This window comes from Nocardia acididurans (assembly GCF_016741815.1).
GTDB classification, from domain to species: Bacteria; Actinomycetota; Actinomycetes; order Mycobacteriales; family Mycobacteriaceae; genus Nocardia; species Nocardia acididurans.
Genome location: NZ_JAERRJ010000011.1, coordinates 180,560 through 198,990, shown reverse-complemented (window position 1 = coordinate 198,990; position 18,431 = coordinate 180,560). Strand labels below are relative to the sequence as shown.

Below are 18,431 nucleotides of genomic sequence, written 5' to 3'. Positions count from 1 at the left end.
CGGGCACGCCACAATGGAGTGCGGATCGCTTCGCCGCGACCGGAATCGGCACGTGCGCAAGGGCAAAGGGGTCGATGCTCATGGCACCGGTCAGCTCCCGTCCCCGCTTCTACCATGCGGCACACCTGGACGCGCTGACCGCGCGCGCCGGACTCTCCGCCCGGGAACGGCTCAGAACCCGGGCGGTGGCCGCCGTACTCCCCTTCCACGTCAGCGATTACGTGATCGACCAACTCATCGACTGGGATTCGGCCCCGGACGACCCCATCTATCGCCTGGTCTTCCCGCAGCCCGATATGCTGCCGGACGAGTACACCGAACTGCTCGTCCGGCTGCTGCGCCGCAATGCCTCTGCCGACGAGATCCACAGCGCCGCACGGGCTATCCTGGCCAAACTGGACTCCCACCCGATCCCCCGGCCGGAACAGCACAGCCCGACGCTCGATGGCCTACGGCTGCAAGGGATCACGCACAAGTACCCGGAGACCGTCCTCTACTGCCCGAGCGGGGGCCGCAGATACGCCACCCACGACGTGGACCGCCTCACCGCCTACCTGCGCGCGCATCCGGCCGTCACCGATCTGCTGCTCACCGGCGACGACCCCCTGTTCCTCACCGCGAATGCCCTGTCCCGCAGGATAACTCCGCTGCTGTCCGCCCCCGGCCTGCGGCACATCGAGTCCATCCGCATCGCCACCGCGACACTGGCCCGCTGGCCCGCCCGCTTCCTCACCGCCCCCGACGCGGGTGAACTGCTGACCCTGTTCGAGCGCATCGTGCGCGGCGGCCGGAACCTCGCGCTCATGGCGCACTTCACCCATCCGCGGGAACTGCGCACCGACCACGCCGCACAGGCCGCCCGCCGGGTGCTGGACACCGGAGCGAGCATCCGAACCCAGGGCCCGATCATCCGGTCCGTCAACGACTCCCCCGATATCTGGGCCGAACTGTGGCGCACCCAGACCCGCATGGGCATGGTGCCCTACTACGCCTTCGTGGAACGCGAATCCGGTCCGCGCGAGTACTTCGAGGTGCCGCTGGTGCGCGCGCACCAGATCTTCACCACCGCCTACCGCGCCGTCTCCGGTCTGTGCCGCACGGTGCGCGGCCCGGTCATGTCGGCCGAGCCGGGCAAGGTTGTGCTGGACGGGATTCCGTGGATCCACGGCCACCGCTACCTGTCGCTGCGGCTGCTGCAGTGCCGCGATCCGAGTCTGGTGAACCTGCCGTTCCTGGCCCGCTACGACCCGGCCGCGCGCTGGCTCGACGACCTGGAACCCGCGCTCGGGACGGCGCATCAGCCGCCGTGGCCGCTGCTACTCGGCACGCGGCCCTCATCAGCGCGTAACAATCCGGCGGCATCGTGGTGAGTGGATGGATACATCGCGCTGAAACGCCCCCAAAAGGGGAACACAGCCCGTACGAGATGTGCGAGTGGCGTGCACAGCGTGAAGGACCGAGGAGGCCGTCATGGACGAGCGGGTATGCGTCGATTGCTGGCGACGTGAGAACCTCACTTTCGCGCAGCGCCTGGACCCGGCCTTCGTGAAGCCCGGACCGGTGCACCGCTGCGCCATCCACCAGGCCGGCCACGACGCCCTGCACGGCGGTGGCGATTCCACCCCGCAGGCGGCGTGAGCGCACCGGTCACCGATGGGCGGTGCGCAGGTGCGCCAGGATCAGCGCGTTCACCTCGTCGGCCGCCTCCACAGTGGCCAGATGCGCGGCGGGGTCCACGATGTCGAAGCGCGCCCCGGGTATCGCGGCCGCGATCAGCTTGCCGTGCGCGGGCGGCGTCCCCACGTCCTGCGCACCGGAGATCACCAGGGTCGGCGCGGTGATGCCGGGCAGCCCGGCCGCGATATCCATGGATCCGATTGCGGCGCAGCAGGACACGTAGCCCTCGACCGGCTGCCCGGCGATCATGTCGGCGTAGTGCCGTTCGAGTTCCGGGTGCGCCGTGCGCCATTCGGGGGTGAACCAGCGGCCCAGGGAGGATTCGGCGGTGGCGCGCATTCCGCCGGCCCGCACCATCCGCCCGCGTTCGTCCCAGCGCACGGCGGACAGATCCGCCGAGGTGCACACCAGCGTGAGCGAGCGCAGCCGGTCGGCAGCGTGCTGGGCCACCCACATGCCGGTCATACCGCCCAGGGACAACCCCACCCAGTGCGCGCGCTCGATGCCCAGCCGGTCGAGCAGGGCCAGCGCGTCCCCGGCGATATCGCTCAGGGTGTACGGCCCCTCCGGCACGGGTGAACCCCCGTGCCCGCGGTGGTCGTAGCGCACCACCCGGTATCCGGCGGCGGTCAACGGCCCCACCTGTGGATCCCACATGCGCAGGTCGCTGCCGATGGAACCGCTGAGCAGCACCGGCACGCCGTCCGGCGGGCCCTCGATCCGATAGTTCACCGAAACGCCCACCGCACCACTCCTGTTCGTCGTCCCGACGCCGCCTGCTCGGCCCGGCGCGCCGCGGTCATCGTGACACGCGGCGGCCTCCAGCACTACCGCTGGACTCCCGCCGTGGCGGCGATGCGGACGCGCGGCGCGGCCGCGGCCCGCAGCCGCGCCCGGATCTCCGCGAAACCCTCGCGGCGCAGGAAGGTTCCGTCGCGCCACACCTCCACCAGTTCACTGGCCGCCTCCTGCTCGGGGGTGGCCTGCTGCTGGACGTACAGTTCCCCGTCGCCGTCGCGCAGCACCGCCAGGCGGCCCCGCGCCGAACGCTTGGTGCCCGAGTCGGTGACCGGATCCTTGAAAATGTCGCGGCCCGACCCGGCCACCTCGACGTAGGTGGCCTTCACCGCCGAGGAGAAGGTGTCACGGGTGACGTACTGGTAGGTGTAGGAGCCCACCCCGAAAACCACTGTGGTGGAGGCGAATCCCATTCGCGCCAGGCGCGCGGTGATGGCGTCGGCGCGGTCGTGGTGATCGAATCCCCGTAGATCACACCGACATGCGGATCCAGCACCCGGTATCCGGCCTCGTTCACGGTGCCGCCGAAGGCCTCCCACAGCAGCCGCACCACCCCGCGCCCGGCGGGCGTGTCGTCCGCGCCGGTGCCGCACAGGATGGTCTCCGGGTCGCCGGAGTCGGGCCGGATCACCAGCGTCCCGTCCCGCCCCAGAATGCGTTCGCGCAGTGCGGGCAGGGTGGCGGTCAGCACCCGCCACAGGTCGAAGGTGTCGCTCACCACCGACACGATGCCGCTGGGGTACAGCTCGAGCAGTCGCCGGTAGGTGTCGTCCTCCGATTCCCTGGTGCCCGCGCACATGACCGAATGTTCGGTCGCCGCAACGGAAGCCAGGATCGGCTGTCCCGAGTCGTCCGGGTAGAAGTAGCGGATCCAATCCTCGGACACCAGCGAATCCGAGCCGGTGAACGACAGCAGGTGCCCCGCGCCCGAGGCCGCGGCCGCCTCGATGCCGGGCATGCCGCGGAAGGAGAAGTCGTGGCCCTGGAAGTCGACCGCCTCGATCGGCGCGCCGGTGGCCCGCGCCCGCTCCTCCAGCAGCCGGCGCAGCCGCCAGGCCGTGGTGGCCGAGGTGGACGGCTGCCAGATGGCCGCCGACAGCGCGGTCTCGATGTAGTTGGTCAGCCAGAAGAAATCCGGGTGGGTGTTCTCCACCGTCAGCACCGGCACCTTGATCGGCGCCGGGGTGCCCTCGGGCAGCGAGCGGATCGACAGTGGCAGGTAGCCCAGGGCGTGCAGCGCGCGAATGTGGTCGCTGCCGATGACATTCGGGCCGACGATGGCGGTGACGCGCCGCTCGTATTCGGCGCACACCTGCGCCACGTCGGCGGCGAAGAAGCGGCCGAAGGCGTCGGTCAGCACATCCTTCAGGAAGGCCTGCACCCCGAAGTGCACGACGTGGTCGACGCCGGGAATGCGCGAGGCGCGGTGGGTCAGGTTGGAGTACACGCGGGTGGTGCCGGGCGGGTACTGGCGGCGGTGGTCCAGCTTGTAGGCGTCGGTCAGGAACAGCGGGTCGACGGTAGTGCGAAACATCACAGGATTCCTTGCGTGAGAACGTGTTCGACGAGGTTGACGACGGTGATCCGGTCGCTGTTCGCGACGGCGGCGAGTGCGCCCGGATGCGAGTCGGTGGTGTAGACGCGCGCATAGGGCGCGAGGTTGGCGGCCAGGCGCGGACCGCCGGAGAAGACGCCGTGGGTGACCCACAGGTCCACCCGGTCGGCGGCCGAGAAGTCGGCTGCCGCAGCCAATCCGGCGAAGGTGCCGCCGCCGTCGCAGACGTCGTCGACGACGACCGCGCGCCGACCCGCCACCAGGGCCGGATCGAATTCGAAGCCGCCGAGCCGCCCGGTGGCGGGATCGCGGCGCTTGCGGCCGTAGCCGACCGGCAATCCGCCGAGCGCCGCCGCGACCGCCTCGGCCCGGTGCCGCGCACCGGCGTCCGGGGCGATCACCAGGTCGTAGTCACCGGGCAGGACGGCGGAAGCCAATGTCCCCAGCGGGATCTCGGCCGTCTTCGGACCGCTCAGCTGCCGTTCGGCCAGCGGCGAGTGGATGTCGGCGTAGACGAGTTCATCCGCGAACGCGTTGATGAGTGTGGCGTAAACCTTTGCGCCACAGGGCACATCCCGATCCGTGCGCGCGGCGGGGAGGTAGGGCATGAGGACCCGCACCGCCTGACCGTGATGGCGGACCAGGTCCGCCCACATGCCCAGGGCCAGCAGGTCGTCCGGCGTTCCCCCGCGCACCACCGCGAACCGCGCGGCGGACGGATCGAATTCCGGTCCCGGTTTCACGAACCACTCCCCACCCGGGAAGCGCATGAACTCGACCTCGTCGGGCCGGGCCCCGGAGGCGGTTCGCACCATCGCTTCGATCATGCGACCACCGTAGCATAGTTTTAGTTGATCTGACTAAAACAATTTTTCCGTGGACCGACCGGCCGGGGAGAGACACTGTAGGCGTGGATACCGCCCAGCTCGGCATCTCCGAGATCCGCCGTTCCCTGACCGCCGGACAGCTGACCGCCACCCGGCTCGCCGCCGAAACACTGGATCGGGTCGAGGCTTCGCAGCCACGGCTCAACGCCTTTCGCCGCATTCGCCGGGACGCCGCGCTCGCCGACGCGGCGGCAGCCGATCGCGGCATCGCGGCCGGCGCGTCCGGCCCCCTGCTGGGGGTACCGCTGGCCATCAAGGACGATGTCGACATCGACGGTGAGCCAACGGCTTTCGGCTGCGGCGGCGATCTGCCCCGCAAGACCGCGGACTCCGAGGTGGTGCGCAGGCTGCGGGCCGCCGGCGCCGTCATCGTCGGCAAGACCAACACCCCCGAACTCGGCGAATGGCCCTTCACGCACGGAAACGCGTTCGGGCACACCGCGAATCCGTGGCACACCGGGCACACGCCGGGCGGTTCCTCCGGTGGGAGCGCGGCGGCGGTGAGCGCGGGCCTGGTTCCGGCCGCCCTCGGCTCCGACACCGGCGGTTCCATCCGGATTCCCGCCGCCTGGACCAATCTGGTGGGCATCAAACCCGGACGCGGCGTGGTGCCCGCGCCCCCGGTCGACGCCTACGGGCTGACGGCCATCGGCCCACTGGCCCGCACGGTGCGCGATGCCGCCCGGATCCTCGACGTACTCGCCGATTCCGCCGAAACCTTCACCACCGCAGCTACTCTCGATCCGGGTCGGCGCAGGATCGCGCTCTCGCTGGCGGTTCCGTTCGTCCCCGTACCCGCCAGGCTCTCCCCGCAGGTGCGCAGCGGCGTCGAAGCCGTCGCCGACGCGCTGCGCGGCCTCGGGCACGACCTCGTCGACGCCGATCCCGCCTATGAGCCCGGCCTGATGCTGTGCTGGGCCGCGCGCTGCGGGCGCGGCGTGACCGAGGCGCTGGACAGTCTCGGCCCCGCGGCCCGCGCCGACGCGCACACCCGCTGGAACGCCCGCATCGGCCGCCCCACCGCACCGGCCGCGCGCGCGGCCCGGGACCTGCTCGAACCCGTTCTGGCCCGCCGCATCGGCCGGCTCTTCGACCGGGTCGAGGTGATCCTGGCACCCGCCACCGCGACACCCCCGCCGCCGATCGATGTCCTCGACCGGGCGGGCGCGTTCACCGCGTACCGGCTGTCCATGGCCGCCGGCCCCTACACCTATCCGTGGAATGCCCTGGGCTGGCCGACCGTCAGCGTCCCCGCCGGGTTCACTCCCGAGGGGCTACCGGTGGGCGCTCAGCTGATGGGCGGACCGGGCAGTGAGGCGCTGCTGATTTCCCTTGCCGCCCAACTGGAATCACACCTGCTGTGGCATGAGCACCGCCCCGGCTAGGCGGCGGTGCGACTCCAGTTTGGCGGCGCGGTCGTAGGTGCTGGTGTGCACCAGGATCTCATCGGCTCCGGTGCGTTCGACCAGGCTTTCCAGCGCGGGCAGCACGACGGTTTCCGGGCCGTGGAGGTGGCCGCGCAGGGATTCGCCGAAGATGCGGCGCTGCCGATCGGTCATGGTGAGCGCGTCGATGCGCTCGGGCGAGAGCAGCGGCGGGAACTCGCCCTGAGTGCGGGCGTAGGCCGCGGACCACGCCTCCGGCAGGAGCAGACGGTGCGCCTGCTCGACGGTGTCGGCGATGACCACCGAGGTGGAGACGATCACGTACGGCACCGGGGCCCAGGGGCCGGGCCGGAACTCGTCGCGGTACCGCGTGATCGAGCGAATCATCGACTCCTCGTCCGGGAACGGCGCGATCACCAGAGGCAGCCCGAAGTGGGCCGCGCGCAGCGCACCGGATGCCGTGGCCAGCAGGAAGGGCGGAATGTGCAGTCCCTCGGCGGGCCAGGCGTGTACGCCGCCGCGGCCCCGGGTGATGAAGTCCAGCAGTTCGCCCAGCCGGTCGTCGAAGTCCTCGGCATCGTCCTTGCCGTGGCCGAGGGCGCGGCGCACGCCGTCGGTGAATCCGACCGAACGGCCCAGACCCATGTCGATCCGCCCGGGGTACAGCGCTTCGAGTACGCCGAACTGTTCGGCCACCACCAGCGGCTGATGGTTCGGCAGCATCACGCCGCCGGTGCCCACCCGGATCCGGCTGGTGGCGGCGGCGACCCCGGCGGCCAGCACGGTGGGGGCCGACCCCGCCACGCCCGGCACGCTGTGATGCTCGGACACCCAGAAGCGGTGGTAGCCCCACTCCTCCGCGAGGCGAGCGAATTCCACGGTCTCGCGCAGCGCCTCCGGGTAGGGCTGATCCTGCCGGACCCGGGAGCGGTCGAGGATCGAGAACGGAATCGACTGGAGTGCCGCGGTCATGTCGAGTGCCAACGCCGCCGGGCGTGGTTGATTCCGCGCCGCGCTGACCAGGCATGCGGCGAGCCCACCCCGCCGACCCATAGGCTTCGATCATGGTCGACCGTGATGTGACGTCCGCCGCACTGGGTGCCGCCCCGTTCGGGTCGCGTCTGCTCGGGCCCGCGAACGAGGGCGCGATGACGCGGCGGGTGCGTCTGCAGCTGCTGCTGACCGTGCCGCTGCTGCTGGCGAATCTGACCGGTGTCGCGGTGGCCGCGGTGCTGATCGGCGTGGTGCTGCCCGGACCGACCATCTTCACCCGCGAGCTGGTGTGGCTGAACTTCGTGGCCACCCCGATCTACGTGAGCGCGGCCATGCTGGCCGGATTCGCGGGCGGCACCGTGTGGGGTATCCGCACGCTGCGCTGGGCCACCGATCCGGACCGGGTGCCCACCGAGGCCGAGCAGGCCGCCGCCACCAGCGTGCCCCGCAAGCTGGTGGTGCAGCAGGCGCTGCTGTGGTTCGGCGGCATGGCGGTGCTGACGCCGCTGTACGGGCTGCACGACGCGGTGTTCGTGCCGAAACTCATGCTGGGCATCGGGTTCAGCGCGATCGTGGTGTGCGCCAACAGCTATCTGATCGCCGAGTTCGCGCTGCGGCTGGTGACCGCGCGGGTGCTCACGGCGGGCGCCACGCGGCGGCGGCGCGGGCTGGGCGTGTTCGGGCGGTCGCTGCTGGTGTGGATGCTGGGGTCGGGCACCCCGATCGCGCTGCTCATGACCATCGCGGTGCTGGCGCTGTCCGGGATGGACGTGAGCATGGAACGTCTCGCGGTGTGCGTGCTGTCGCTGGGCGGGGCCACCCTCGTCTTCGGGCTGCTGCTGATGATGCAAACCCTCTCGGCGGCGGTCGCGCCGATCCGCGGCGTGCGCAATGCCATGCGGCGGGTGGAGGACGGCGATCTGGAGGTCGCCGTCACCGTGTACGACGGCACCGAATTGGGGGAACTGCAAAGCGGTTTCAACCACATGGTCACGGGATTGCGGGAGCGCGAGCGGATCCGGGACCTGTTCGGCCGCCATGTCGGCGACGAGGTGGCCGCGGCGGCGCTGGCCCGCAATCCGGAACTCGGCGGCGAAGAGGTCGAGGCCGCAGCCCTTTTCATCGACATCATCGGCTCCACCACCATGGCCGCCACCCGCCCCGCCCCCGAAATCGTAGCAACCCTCAACGAGTTCTTCGGCATCGTGGTCGACGAGGTGGAGCGACACGGCGGACTGGTCAACAAGTTCGAGGGCGACGCCGCCCTGGCCATCTTCGGCACCCCCGCTCCGCTGCCCGATTTCGCGGGCTCCGCACTGGCGGCAAGCCGCGCCATCCGCCGCCGATTGTCCACCGCGACAGTCGAATTGGACGCCGGTATCGGCATCGCGGCCGGACGGGTGGTGGCCGGGAACGTCGGCGCGCACAGCCGCTACGAGTTCACCGTCATCGGCGATGCGGTGAACGAGGCCGCACGGCTGTGCGAACTCGCCAAACGCGACGAGGGCAGGGTGCTGGCGGCCGCGGGCGCGGTGCAGACTGCCCGCGAAAAGGAAAGCGACAACTGGAAACTCGGCGAATCGGTGCTACTGCGCGGGCGGCTGCGCGAGACCAGGCTGGCCCGCCCGCGAACCTAGCGGTCGCGGATGGCGGGGGCGGTGGGGATGGCGGGGATGCAGACCTGGATGAAGCAGCCGAGTGGCCAGCCGCTCAGCGGCGCGCCGAGGGTGTGGCCCAGGCAGGCGATGACGGAGCAGCCCGGGTAGGCCGCGCGGCCGATTCCCAGTGCGCCCAGTGCGATTTCGGTATCCACCAGCTTGCCGAGGTCGGGCAGCGCGGAGGCTTCCGGGGAGGGGGCGCGGGGGGCGGTCGGGGGCAGGCCGAGGGCGTCGCCGAGCATGCGGAAGAAGGTCTGCTGGAGTTCGCCGTCGTCTTCCAGGGCGCCGGCGATGCCCTGGCTGGGGGTGCCGCCACCGAGGCCGGTCCACGAAACCATCAGGCCCAGTTCGGGAATCATGTAGTTGGTCTGGAGGAGCCAGCCGGCCATGGCGGTGATCTCACCGGGGTAGCCGTCGAAGTCGCCGGAACAGTCGTTGCCGCCGAGGGCCAGCAGGAAGCCGTAGCACTGCTGGCGGTCGGCGGTGCGGGCCATCGTCAGGTAGTCGGCGGAGATGACGGTCTCGTCGTTCCAGCTGCCGTCGTTGAGGGTGAGCAGGCCCAGTTTGGCGAAGTCGTCGGGCGGCATGAGCAGGTGCGCGTAGCCGTAGGTGTTGCCGGATCTGTCCCGCGCCCAGTGGTAGTCGCCGGCCTGGATGCCGAGCGGCCCGAAGACGCGGCGCTGCGCGTAGTCCTGGAAGTCGACGCCCACCGCCCGCTGGACGACGTAGACGAGCAGGTCCACGGCGCGCTGCGAGTAGGTGGACTTGGTGCCGGGCGGAAAGGCGAAGGGCACGGCCAGGGCCTGGGCGACGATATCCGGATCCACCGGCAGCGTCAGGCCCTCGGCGATCACCGAGTTGCGCAGCCCGGAGGTTTCGGTGAGCAGATCGCGCACGGTGATGCCGCGATGCTGGATATCGCCGAGGCCGTGCGGCAGGTACAGGTCGATGGGCGCGTCGATATCGAGCAGGCCGTCGGTGTAGGCCGCGCCCGCGACGAGGGAGACGACGCCCTTCGTGGCGCTCCACAGATTCCAGGCGGTGCCGCCGTCGCGATCGTGGGTGGGGCCCACCGCGATCAGGCAGTTGTTGCGATAGATCTGGACGTCGAGGCGCTGGCGAGCGGCGGCGAAGGCGACGGCGTCGGCCACCAGCTGTGGATTGAGGCCCACCTCCTCCGGTGTCGCGGTCTCCGGTGCGCGTCCACTGCTTACGGCACAACGCTTTTCACCGAACGGCGGATCGATCGGATCGGCGGATGCCTGCGGCGCGGCCGCGGCGACCGCGAGCAGCATGGTGACCACCGACAGCAGAACCGCGCGCATTCCCCCCATGGGTTCCCTCCCTCGCACGGTGGCAGGCTATCAGTCGTTCGCATCGAAAACATGTTGTGCGGTCGGTCGATACGCGCGGTCACGGATTTTCGGTAGGTTCGGAACAGTGCAGCCGCCGTCGACAATTCGCCTCCGGAGCAGGTGCCGCCGGGCGGGCGTGCTCGCGGCCGTGGTGTTCGCAGTATTTCTGCTGGCAGGAGTCCCGGCCCGCGCCGACGGCGTGGCGGCTGGAGCCGATCTCATGGTGGCGCAGTCCCTCGGTGATCGCGAACTGACGGTGATCATCCGCCGCGCCGAACCCGTGCCCGGCCCGCTGCGGGTGGAGATCGTCAACCATCAGGGCTCGCCACCCGGCAGGCTCACGCTGACCGCACTGCCGACCGATCGTGTCGGCGAGAGCGTCTCGGCCGCAGTCGATCTCACCGATCGCACCGGGATCTATCCGGCACTGCTGCGGGTCGACGCCGCCGGACCGTGGGAACTGACCGTCGCCGACGGCGAGCGCACCGCGCGCATCCCCTTCCTGGTCGCGGCCCCGCTCGTAATGCCTTGGGAGAAAGCCGCTTACGGTGGCTTCTTCGCGGCGGGCGTCCTGCTGGTGGTGTCGCTCGGCACCGCGTTGACCGCCAGGCGCGGCCGGATCACCCTGCTCCCGGTGGGGGCGATGGTGGCGGCGGTGGCGGTCGGCGTCACCGGGTCCGTGCTCTCCGGCCAGGCTCCCGCACCCCGCGCCGCGGGCACGCTGATCGATCCGACCTCCGGCAATATCGGCACGCCGTACCCGGAACGGGAGCTTCCTCTGACCACGGATTACTCACGCCCACCGGTGAATTGGACGGTGCGGGGCGACGGGGCCGAGGTCGCGCTGTCGCTCACCGACGCCGCCACCGGCAGACCGGTCGACGATCTGCTCGTGCACGATGACGCGCTGCTGCACCTCATGGTGGTCGGTCCCTCCGGCCGCTTCTGGCACCGGCACCCGATCCGGGTCGCGCCCGGCGAGTATCGAGTTCGACTGCCGTTCAGCGAATCCGGTGACTACGCCTTCGCCGCGGAGATCGCGCGCCGGGGTGGCGGCACCCAACTGCTGCGCTCGGCGCTGCGGGTCGCCGACACATCGGGCTCGGGCGCGCCGCCGCCCGCCACCTCCCCCATCCCCATCACCACCACCGGCACCGGCACCGGCACCGGCGAGGTGACCACCACCGATCTGATCGCGGGCAAACCCGGCACTCTCACAGCGCATTTCGGCGGCAACGCGGACCTCCAACCCTGGCTGGGCATGATCGGCCATCTCATCGCCGTCGGCCCGCTGCCCGCCGATACAGCCACCGGCACGGCGGCCGCCGCCGCTCCCATCTGGGTGCACGCGCACGCCATGCCGCCGCCGCCCGCGCCGGGCGCACAGGCACCCGACGAGACGGTCGCCGCCTACGGCCCGGATGTGTCGTTCACCCATACGTTTCCGCAGCCCGGCCGATACCTGGTCTGGGCCCAGGCCGAACGCGCATACTCCGTGCTGACTGTGCCCGCCACGGTCGAAGTCCGAGCGGAAGGATTGAAATGACCTTGCGACGAGGGGTTCTCGCGGTCGCCCTCGCCGTGATCGCGGTGATGGCGGCGTGGTGGCTGTGGCCGAACGCCACCAAGGACGCGCCACAGATGACGGCCGGGCCGTACCTGGTGCGGATGACCGTCGGCGACGGCGCGGCACGCACCGGTGACAATCCGGTCGAGCTCGAAATCACCGACCGCAGTGGCAATCCCGTCGCACCGGAGCAGGTGGTGGTCGAGCCCGCCATGCCGCAGATGGGCCATGCCGTGCCACCGGCCACCGCCGACGCCGTCGAGGTCGGGCGCTATCGCGCGACGGTCGAGTTGCCCATGCCCGGCCAGTGGGAGATCGCGGTGGACCTGTCCGGCCCGGCGGGCACCGGGCGGGCCACCTTCGCCGTTCGGGCCGGCTGAGTTCGCGGCACCGGCCGCACAGAGAAGTCAGGAGCAGCAATGGATCTCACCGCATCCGGGGACGGCGTCACCGCCCCGGTGGCCCGTTCGAACATCGTCGTGCAGCCGTGGGTGCCCGCGTCGATCCTGTTCGCCGCCAACATCATCTGGGCCGTCGGCGCGACCTGGGACATCCAGTGGCACGCCGATGTCGGACCGGACACCTTCTTCACTGTTCCCCATCTGTTCATCTACGCCAGTGCCGCCATCGCCGGATTCACCGCGCTGGCAGTCATTCTCGGCACCACGGCGGCCGGTCGGGCGGGCCGCGCCGTCGATCCGGAACTGGGCGGGCCGGGTATCGGCGTCTTCGGGCGCGCGTTCACCGCGCCGCTCGGATACCTCGTCGCGAGCCTGGGCGCGGCGGCCTTCCTGCTGTACGGGCTGTGGGATCTGTGGTGGCACACCATCTACGGCTTCGACGCGGTCATCGACTCGCCGCCGCACATCGGCCTGTTCCTGTCCAGCACGCTCACCTCGGTGGGCTCGGTGATCGTCTTCGCCTCGGCCCGCGCGCACCACTGGGGCGCGCTGGGCACACCGCTCAGCCTGGGCCTGCTGCTGGTCTCGAGCACGGTGACCGCGCTGGCGGTCTCGCAGCTCAATGCCGGGACGGTGCGCTGGACGACCGTGGTGACGGCGTTCATGGCGCTCATGCTGCTGGTCACCGGTGCGGCATTCCGCGCCTTCGGCGCGACCCTGGTGGCCATGACCGCGAGTGTCGTACAGGGCGTGTTCTGGTGGTTCGCGCCGTGGGCCGCGCACGTCTACGCCGACGCGGTCGGCCTGCCGGTGCGCGACAACCTGCGCGGGATCCCGGTGACCCCGGCCCTGGTTCCGCTGGTGCTGATCCCGCTGGGCCTTGCGCTGGACCTGCTGCTGCGCCGGGCTCGGCCCACCGCCCGCGTACTGCCCACGCTGGCAGGCGGTTTCGGTGGTGCGGTGATCGCGCTGTGCGCGCCCTTCCAGACCGATCTCATCTACGGTTCGCGGCCCCTGGTGGTGGAGGTCATCGTGAACACCGCCCTGTTCGCCACGCTGTTCGGTTGCGCCGGCGGCATTCTCGGCTGGGGATTCGGCCGCATGCTGCGCCTGGCCGCACCGGAATCCGCTGCCGCCCAGGAGGTTCGCGCATGATCGCCCGTCTTTCCGTGGTCGCCGCAGCGCTTTTCGCGGTGCTCGGACTGCTGGTGGCCTCGGCCGGTACGGCGGCGGCCTATCAGCCGGTCACCATCGTGCACACCGAGCACGTGCAGGCGGGGCCCTACGCTCTCACCGTCGGATTCAGCGAATGGCCGCTGCGGGCAATGCAATCCCTGGATTTCACGTTCACACCGGACGGGGGCATCGAGGGCAAATCCGGTGAGCTGGTGCAGATCCAGCCCGACGGCCGCGCCTACAGGGGTGAGCCGCTGTCCCGGCACCCGCGTAAACGCGAAGTGTGGGGCCTGGATGTGAGATCGCTGGAGAAGCAGGGCACCTGGACCTTCCGCTTCACCATCGACGGCCCGCAGGGCGAGGCCACCGGCGAGCTGCGCGATCTGGCGGTGCTGGAGCAGCCCGGTCCGCCGCTGGCGCTGAGCTGGGCGCTGAGCACACTGCCGCTGATCGGCCTGGTGGTGTTCCTGGGCTACGCCTGGCGGCGCACCCACCCGCTGCGGAGGTAGGCGCTCAGGCCCGATCCCGCACGGGCAGAGCGAGATTCACGACCAGTCGCCGCACCCGCTGCTCGATGTCGTCACGGATCCGCCGGATCTCGTCCATACCCTGATCCGCGGGATCCGGCAGCGGCCACATCTCGAAGCGATGCCCGAACATGAGCGGATCGGTGTCCTCGCAACCCATATCGATGACCACGTCCGCGGCCTGCAGCAGTTCATCGGTCCACTGTGTCGGCGAGGCCGCGGCGATATCTATCCCCCGCTCGGCCATGGCCGACACCACCAGCGGATTGACTTCGTCCGCCGGTTGCGAGCCACCGGAGAGCCCGATCGCCCGGTCGCCCACCAGATGGTTGAAGAACCCCACCGCCATCTGTGAGCGTCCCGCGTTGTGCGTGCACACGAACAGCACCGCCGGGCCGCTGGGCGCGAAGTCCAGCGCGTCGTCCCCTACCTCGGCCGGCACCGTGCCGACATGGTGTTCGGTCATGAGCACTCTCCGTCCACCGCCTGCGCCTGAATCGGCGTTCTCCCCCATGAGCACATCAAGGATATGCCGGTCGGCCCGATCCGGCAGGACGAGACCCGGCCTCGGTGTGTCCGATTGCGAGCCGCTGTTCATCGGCCGGTGATATCACGTTCAAGTCCTGTTTACGATGTCCGAATGCTTGTCGACGACGCGAGAGGGAGCTCGGGCCCACCGGCCGGGCCCGTGGGGAGCCAATTCGAACAACCGCGTCGGCTACCGCCCTGGATGCTCTGGACCGCTGCCGTGGCGGCGGTGTTCGCCCTGGTCGGTGGGGAGATCATGGCCGCACACCTGAATGCCCTCGGTCCGCTCACCAGCCTGTGGCGCGACTATGCGGGCGTGCCGAAATCGGCGACCACGCCGTGGGCCGGTTTCCTGCTCGCACTGGTCGGTATCACCATGCGGGAGCGAGTCATAGCCGTTTCGGCTGCTGTGGCACTGGATGTGGTGTACGTCGCTGTCCGGGCCGTCGAGGGCGAGAAGTTCACGGTCGGAAACGGTCCGGCGATCGTGCTCACCGTCATGGCCGCTCTGGTCGCGCTGCGCTGGACCGGGCAGCGGCGGCGCACCGCCCTGCACGCCATCGCACTCGGGGCGCTGTTGATCCTGGCGACCAAGGTCGGCGAGATCTGGCTGGACATCACCGCGTGGGCGCGGCCCATGGTGCTGGATCCGTATGTGCAGCTGGCCGATCGGGCGCTGGGCAATCCGTCCTGGGTGGTCGGCCACGCGCTGGAGGCGGCCGGGCCGGTGCCGCTGAACATCGTGCGCTGGGTGTATTTCGAACTGCCGGTGGCGGCGATCGTGGTGGCGGCCTATCAGCTGCGGCACGTGACGATCGCGGCGTGGCCGCGGCACTATCTGGTGCGCACCTTCCTGACCCTCGGCCTGATCGGGCCGATCTGGTACGTCTTCTTCCCCGTGGTGGGCCCGATCCTGGCGTTCGGACCGTGGGGCCAGGGCTACGAATTGGCCGATGTGTGGCCGAATGTGGTTCCGCCGGTGCCGTCCTCGGTGGAGGCCATGCCGTTCGACACCATCACGCCGCGCAATTGCATGCCGTCGCTGCACACGGCGTGGGCGCTGTCACTGTTCATCCACTCCCGGCGCGGGCCGCTGTGGCTGCGCTGGGGTGGCGCGTTCTGGCTGGTGTGCACGCTGCTGGCCACGCTGGGCCTGGGCGCGCACTACGGCGTCGACCTCATCGCGGGCGCGGCGCTGTGCCTGACGGTGGAATCCGCGCTGCGGGATCCGGATCGCGGCTGGGACACCGCCCGGATCCGGGTGGTGGCCATGGGCATCGCGGTCTTCGCGGGCGTGCTGATCGCCTCCCGCTATCTCGCCATGACCATGGCGCACAATCCGATTCCGTTCGGCATCGCCCTGCTCGGCGCGCTGGCCGTGCTGAGCTACACCTTCTATGTCACCTGGTTCACGCCGGATCCAGCGCCCCGCCGTGATACCGCACCGATGGATTCCACAGGATCCAGGAGTTGATGCCCTGCGCGGCGGCGGCGTCGATCTGGGCGCGCACCTCGGCGTCGCCGTAGCTGACGCCGAGGCTGAAGTCCTGGAGCCACGGGACGACGGTGGCTCCGGTGCCGGCCGTCTGCTTCTGGAAGTCCACCAGCGAGGCGAAGATGATGTCGTAGGGCTGGGCGTTCGGATTGGACACGTTGTACTCGCCCGAACCCCAGTGCGACGGATACAGCATGGGCGCAACGTAATCCAGATGCTTGGACATGGCCGGGATGTCCTGGGCGATCTCGTCGGGGCGGGTGGAGGCGATGCCGAACACCGCCGCGCTCTGGAACGCGCCCGCACTCCGTACGGGATCGCGGCTCTCCCTGAGGAATTCGGCGATGGACGCGCTCGGCGTATCGGTGAGGCCGGGGAAGACCATGCTCGACATCGAACCGTCGGGCCGCCGGATGTAGTCGTACATGATCTCGTCGAAGCCGAGTTTCGCGGCCTCGACGGCGAGATCGATGTTGTACTGCCGCATTTCGGGGCTGGCGAAGTTGGTGAAGGCGATGGCGCCGTACTTGCTGGAGTACGGTCCGCCGCCGGGATTCTGGATCACCCAGTCGCGGCGGCCGGTATTCCAGGCCCATTCGGCCATGGTGGCGTCGCGGAAGGCGACGATCCGGCCGATGACCCGCAATCCCATGTCGTGCAGGGTCTTCAGCGCTTCGCGGGCGTCGTAGATACCGGCGGAGGCTCCCGATTCCCGGGCCAGCGGCACCTCGGAGTCGTAGCCGACGACGCCGTCCTCGTCCTTGATGTCGAGCTGCACGGAGTCGATGCGGCCCTGGCGCGCCAGATCCAGCACGCCTTCGCGCAGCGGCTCGTAGGACCAGGCGTGCGCGGTCACGTGCACGGCCCGGATGCGCGGCACCTGCACGGTGGCGGCCAGCGGCAGCGTGGTGGCATTGCCCGCGGCGTCGGTGGCGACGATGGTCGTGCCGAGCGGCGGCGCGGGCAGTGTGAGCTCGAAGACCCCGTCCGCACCGACCTGCGCGGTGACGCCGTCGGCGGTGACGGTCGCGGCCCCGGACGCCTTGCCGCGCACCGTGACCGGACCGCGATAGGAGTGCACCGGTTGTAGCGGATCGATCTCGAGTGCGGGTGGTTCGGTATCGGGTGCGGCCACCACCTTGCCCCGCACCATTCCGACCACGACCCCGGCCACCACCAGCGCCACCACCGCGACGACCGCCACCACGATCAGGCGCAATCGACCGGCACGCGGGACCCTCTTCAGCACGCGCACACCATCTCTCGTTCGAAGTCTCCCCACTATGAACCTCCGGCACGCCCGCCGGGCGATCTTCACGACTCTTCTCCGTAACAGCTTGGACGACAGTAGAGTTCGGCGAATGGCCAAGATCGCGGTCACGACCCTGCGAACCGCCGGGTCGGTACTCCTGCTGTGTTTCGCCGCCGCCTGCGGATCCCCCGAACCCACCGCCGCCACCCCGGCCGCCGCGGTCACCACGACCACGCCGCCACCCGATCCGGCGGCCGTCGGCGCGAACGAACTGGGCCAGGTCCCGGTGCTCATGTACCACCGGGTCGACCGGACGGGACTCGGCGAATACGACCAGACGCCGGAGAAGTTCCGCGCCGAACTGGATCGGCTGTACCGCGAGAACTACCGGCCGATCACGGTGTCCCAGTACGCATCCGGCGAGTTCGACCTGCCCGCGGGCACGCATCCGGTGGTGCTCACCTTCGACGACTCCACCACCAGCCAGGTCGCCTTCACCCCCGACGGCGCGCCCGTGCCCGACACCGCCGTCGCCATCCTGGAGCAGTTCCGCGCCCAGCACCCCGATTTCGGCACCACCGCAACGTTTTTCGTCAACAACGAGCCGTTCGCGAACGACGCCCGCGCCCTGCCCTGGCTGACCGCGCACGGCTACGAGATCGGTTCGCACACCGCCACCCACGCCAACCTGGCCCGCCTGGACAGCGCCGGGGTCCAGCGCGAACTGGTCGAGAACATCCGCGCCATCACCGCCGCCACCGGGCGGCCGGTGCGCACACTGGCTCTCCCCCTTGGTATTTCGCCCGCCGACAAGGCCCTGTCCACCGCCGGAAGCTGGGACGGCACCGCCTACGCCTTCGACGCCGTCATGCTCGTCGGCTCCAATCCCGCGCCCTCCCCCTTCGGGCAGGTCGACCTCACGGCCGTGCCGCGCATCCGTTCCGGCCGCGACGACATCCCCTTCACCTCCGGCTACTGGCTCGACGCACTCGCCGCCGCCCCCGCCGACCGCTACACCTCCGACGGCGACCGCACCCGAATCTCGTTCCCGCGCGCCCGCACCGCCGAGTTGACCGCCCGCTGGACCGCGCAGGCCAACCCGTACTGATCCCGCGTTACTTCCGGCCGGGCCCGGGCACCCCGATACCGACCCGGATCCCACTCGGAGGTGAACGCC

At 70.3% G+C, this 18,431-nt stretch carries 18 protein-coding genes; 10 read left to right on the top strand and 8 right to left on the bottom strand.

Features of this window, described 5'->3' with window-relative positions:
- Window positions 1-80 precede the first annotated feature (80 nt).
- The gene (locus JK358_RS28085; RefSeq protein WP_201953257.1) at window positions 81-1,370 is read left to right on the top strand and encodes a KamA family radical SAM protein; all 1,290 of its coding nucleotides are present in this window, start codon (window positions 81-83) and stop codon (window positions 1,368-1,370) included.
- A 100-nt stretch (window positions 1,371-1,470) separates the two neighbouring features.
- Window positions 1,471-1,638: a hypothetical protein gene (locus JK358_RS28080; protein ID WP_201953255.1), complete on the top strand. Its 168-nt coding sequence runs from the start codon at window positions 1,471-1,473 to the stop codon at window positions 1,636-1,638.
- 9 nt (window positions 1,639-1,647) lie between these two features.
- Here JK358_RS28080 and pcaD read toward each other — a convergent pair whose 3' ends face one another.
- The 4 genes from pcaD to JK358_RS28065 form a co-directional block, all read right to left on the bottom strand.
- Entirely contained in the window at window positions 1,648-2,421 is a 774-nt protein-coding gene (gene pcaD, locus JK358_RS28075; RefSeq protein WP_307817778.1) for a 3-oxoadipate enol-lactonase, read from the bottom strand.
- A gap of 83 nt (window positions 2,422-2,504) precedes the next feature.
- The gene (locus JK358_RS40130; RefSeq protein ID WP_307817777.1) at window positions 2,505-2,867 is read right to left on the bottom strand and encodes a hypothetical protein; all 363 of its coding nucleotides are present in this window, start codon (window positions 2,865-2,867) and stop codon (window positions 2,505-2,507) included.
- On the bottom strand, window positions 2,801-4,009 hold the full coding sequence (locus JK358_RS28070) for a nicotinamide phosphoribosyltransferase domain-containing protein (RefSeq protein ID WP_269811915.1): 1,209 nt from the start codon (window positions 4,007-4,009) through the stop codon (window positions 2,801-2,803). The genes JK358_RS40130 and JK358_RS28070 overlap by 67 nt, the downstream gene beginning before the upstream one ends.
- Window positions 4,009-4,857, bottom strand: a complete 849-nt coding sequence (locus JK358_RS28065) for a phosphoribosyltransferase family protein (protein ID WP_201953253.1) — start codon at window positions 4,855-4,857, stop codon at window positions 4,009-4,011. The genes JK358_RS28070 and JK358_RS28065 overlap by 1 nt, the downstream gene beginning before the upstream one ends.
- A gap of 83 nt (window positions 4,858-4,940) precedes the next feature.
- Between JK358_RS28065 and JK358_RS28060 the strand changes: the two genes are divergently transcribed.
- Window positions 4,941-6,302, top strand: coding sequence for an amidase (locus JK358_RS28060; RefSeq protein WP_201953251.1), 1,362 nt, complete (start codon window positions 4,941-4,943; stop codon window positions 6,300-6,302).
- Here JK358_RS28060 and JK358_RS28055 read toward each other — a convergent pair.
- Window positions 6,267-7,355: an LLM class flavin-dependent oxidoreductase gene (locus JK358_RS28055; RefSeq protein WP_232852020.1), complete on the bottom strand. Its 1,089-nt coding sequence runs from the start codon at window positions 7,353-7,355 to the stop codon at window positions 6,267-6,269. The two genes, JK358_RS28060 and JK358_RS28055, sit on opposite strands and share 36 nt — an antisense overlap.
- An 11-nt stretch (window positions 7,356-7,366) precedes the next feature.
- Between JK358_RS28055 and JK358_RS28050 the strand changes: the two genes are divergently transcribed.
- Window positions 7,367-8,932 carry an adenylate/guanylate cyclase domain-containing protein gene (locus JK358_RS28050; RefSeq protein WP_201953249.1) on the top strand — a complete coding sequence of 522 codons (1,566 nt, stop codon included), beginning with the start codon at window positions 7,367-7,369 and terminating at the stop codon, window positions 8,930-8,932.
- Here the strand turns inward: JK358_RS28050 and JK358_RS28045 are convergent.
- Window positions 8,929-10,287, bottom strand: a complete 1,359-nt coding sequence (locus JK358_RS28045; RefSeq protein ID WP_232852019.1) for a serine hydrolase domain-containing protein — start codon at window positions 10,285-10,287, stop codon at window positions 8,929-8,931. The two genes, JK358_RS28050 and JK358_RS28045, sit on opposite strands and share 4 nt — an antisense overlap.
- A 169-nt stretch (window positions 10,288-10,456) precedes the next feature.
- On the opposite strand from JK358_RS28045, the gene JK358_RS28040 reads away from it, so the two are divergent.
- From JK358_RS28040 to JK358_RS28025, 4 genes are read left to right on the top strand one after another with little or no spacing between them, the layout of a single operon-like run.
- Complete coding sequence (locus tag JK358_RS28040) at window positions 10,457-11,854, top strand: DUF8832 domain-containing protein (protein WP_201953247.1); 1,398 nt, start codon at window positions 10,457-10,459, stop codon at window positions 11,852-11,854.
- The gene (locus JK358_RS28035) at window positions 11,851-12,255 is read left to right on the top strand and encodes a FixH family protein (protein ID WP_201953245.1); all 405 of its coding nucleotides are present in this window, start codon (window positions 11,851-11,853) and stop codon (window positions 12,253-12,255) included. Before JK358_RS28040 ends, JK358_RS28035 begins: the two co-directional genes overlap by 4 nt.
- A gap of 39 nt (window positions 12,256-12,294) precedes the next feature.
- On the top strand, window positions 12,295-13,431 hold the full coding sequence (locus JK358_RS28030; RefSeq protein ID WP_201953243.1) for a hypothetical protein: 1,137 nt from the start codon (window positions 12,295-12,297) through the stop codon (window positions 13,429-13,431).
- On the top strand, window positions 13,428-13,961 hold the full coding sequence (locus tag JK358_RS28025; RefSeq protein ID WP_232852018.1) for a hypothetical protein: 534 nt from the start codon (window positions 13,428-13,430) through the stop codon (window positions 13,959-13,961). The genes JK358_RS28030 and JK358_RS28025 overlap by 4 nt, the downstream gene beginning before the upstream one ends.
- A 4-nt stretch (window positions 13,962-13,965) precedes the next feature.
- Here the strand turns inward: JK358_RS28025 and JK358_RS28020 are convergent, their stop codons facing one another.
- Window positions 13,966-14,445 carry an arsenate reductase ArsC gene (locus JK358_RS28020; RefSeq protein ID WP_307817776.1) on the bottom strand — a complete coding sequence of 160 codons (480 nt, stop codon included), beginning with the start codon at window positions 14,443-14,445 and terminating at the stop codon, window positions 13,966-13,968.
- 264 nt (window positions 14,446-14,709) lie between these two features.
- Between JK358_RS28020 and JK358_RS28015 the strand changes: the two genes are divergently transcribed.
- Entirely contained in the window at window positions 14,710-15,981 is a 1,272-nt protein-coding gene (locus tag JK358_RS28015; RefSeq protein ID WP_201953240.1) for a DUF5933 domain-containing protein, read from the top strand.
- On the opposite strand, the gene JK358_RS28010 is transcribed toward JK358_RS28015, so the two are convergent.
- Window positions 15,917-17,251 carry a putative glycoside hydrolase gene (locus tag JK358_RS28010; RefSeq protein WP_307817775.1) on the bottom strand — a complete coding sequence of 445 codons (1,335 nt, stop codon included), beginning with the start codon at window positions 17,249-17,251 and terminating at the stop codon, window positions 15,917-15,919. The genes JK358_RS28015 and JK358_RS28010 overlap by 65 nt on opposite strands.
- A gap of 112 nt (window positions 17,252-17,363) precedes the next feature.
- Here JK358_RS28010 and JK358_RS28005 point away from each other — a divergent pair, with 112 nt between their 5' ends.
- Window positions 17,364-18,362 carry a polysaccharide deacetylase family protein gene (locus JK358_RS28005; RefSeq protein WP_201953238.1) on the top strand — a complete coding sequence of 333 codons (999 nt, stop codon included), beginning with the start codon at window positions 17,364-17,366 and terminating at the stop codon, window positions 18,360-18,362.
- Window positions 18,363-18,431 lie beyond the last annotated feature (69 nt).

Coding starts and splice junctions, on each gene's coding strand:
- JK358_RS28085 (WP_201953257.1), top strand. CDS start 81: ATGGCACCGGTCAGCTCCCGTCCCCGCTTCTACCATGCGGCACACCTG.
- JK358_RS28080 (WP_201953255.1), top strand. CDS start 1,471: ATGGACGAGCGGGTATGCGTCGATTGCTGGCGACGTGAGAACCTCACT.
- JK358_RS28070 (WP_269811915.1), bottom strand. CDS start 4,009: ATGTTTCGCACTACCGTCGACCCGCTGTTCCTGACCGACGCCTACAAG.
- JK358_RS28065 (WP_201953253.1), bottom strand. CDS start 4,857: ATGATCGAAGCGATGGTGCGAACCGCCTCCGGGGCCCGGCCCGACGAG.
- JK358_RS28055 (WP_232852020.1), bottom strand. CDS start 7,355: ATGGGTCGGCGGGGTGGGCTCGCCGCATGCCTGGTCAGCGCGGCGCGG.
- JK358_RS28050 (WP_201953249.1), top strand. CDS start 7,367: ATGGTCGACCGTGATGTGACGTCCGCCGCACTGGGTGCCGCCCCGTTC.
- JK358_RS28045 (WP_232852019.1), bottom strand. CDS start 10,287: ATGGGGGGAATGCGCGCGGTTCTGCTGTCGGTGGTCACCATGCTGCTC.
- JK358_RS28035 (WP_201953245.1), top strand. CDS start 11,851: ATGACCTTGCGACGAGGGGTTCTCGCGGTCGCCCTCGCCGTGATCGCG.
- JK358_RS28030 (WP_201953243.1), top strand. CDS start 12,295: ATGGATCTCACCGCATCCGGGGACGGCGTCACCGCCCCGGTGGCCCGT.
- JK358_RS28025 (WP_232852018.1), top strand. CDS start 13,428: ATGATCGCCCGTCTTTCCGTGGTCGCCGCAGCGCTTTTCGCGGTGCTC.
- JK358_RS28020 (WP_307817776.1), bottom strand. CDS start 14,445: ATGACCGAACACCATGTCGGCACGGTGCCGGCCGAGGTAGGGGACGAC.
- JK358_RS28015 (WP_201953240.1), top strand. CDS start 14,710: ATGCTCTGGACCGCTGCCGTGGCGGCGGTGTTCGCCCTGGTCGGTGGG.
- JK358_RS28005 (WP_201953238.1), top strand. CDS start 17,364: ATGGCCAAGATCGCGGTCACGACCCTGCGAACCGCCGGGTCGGTACTC.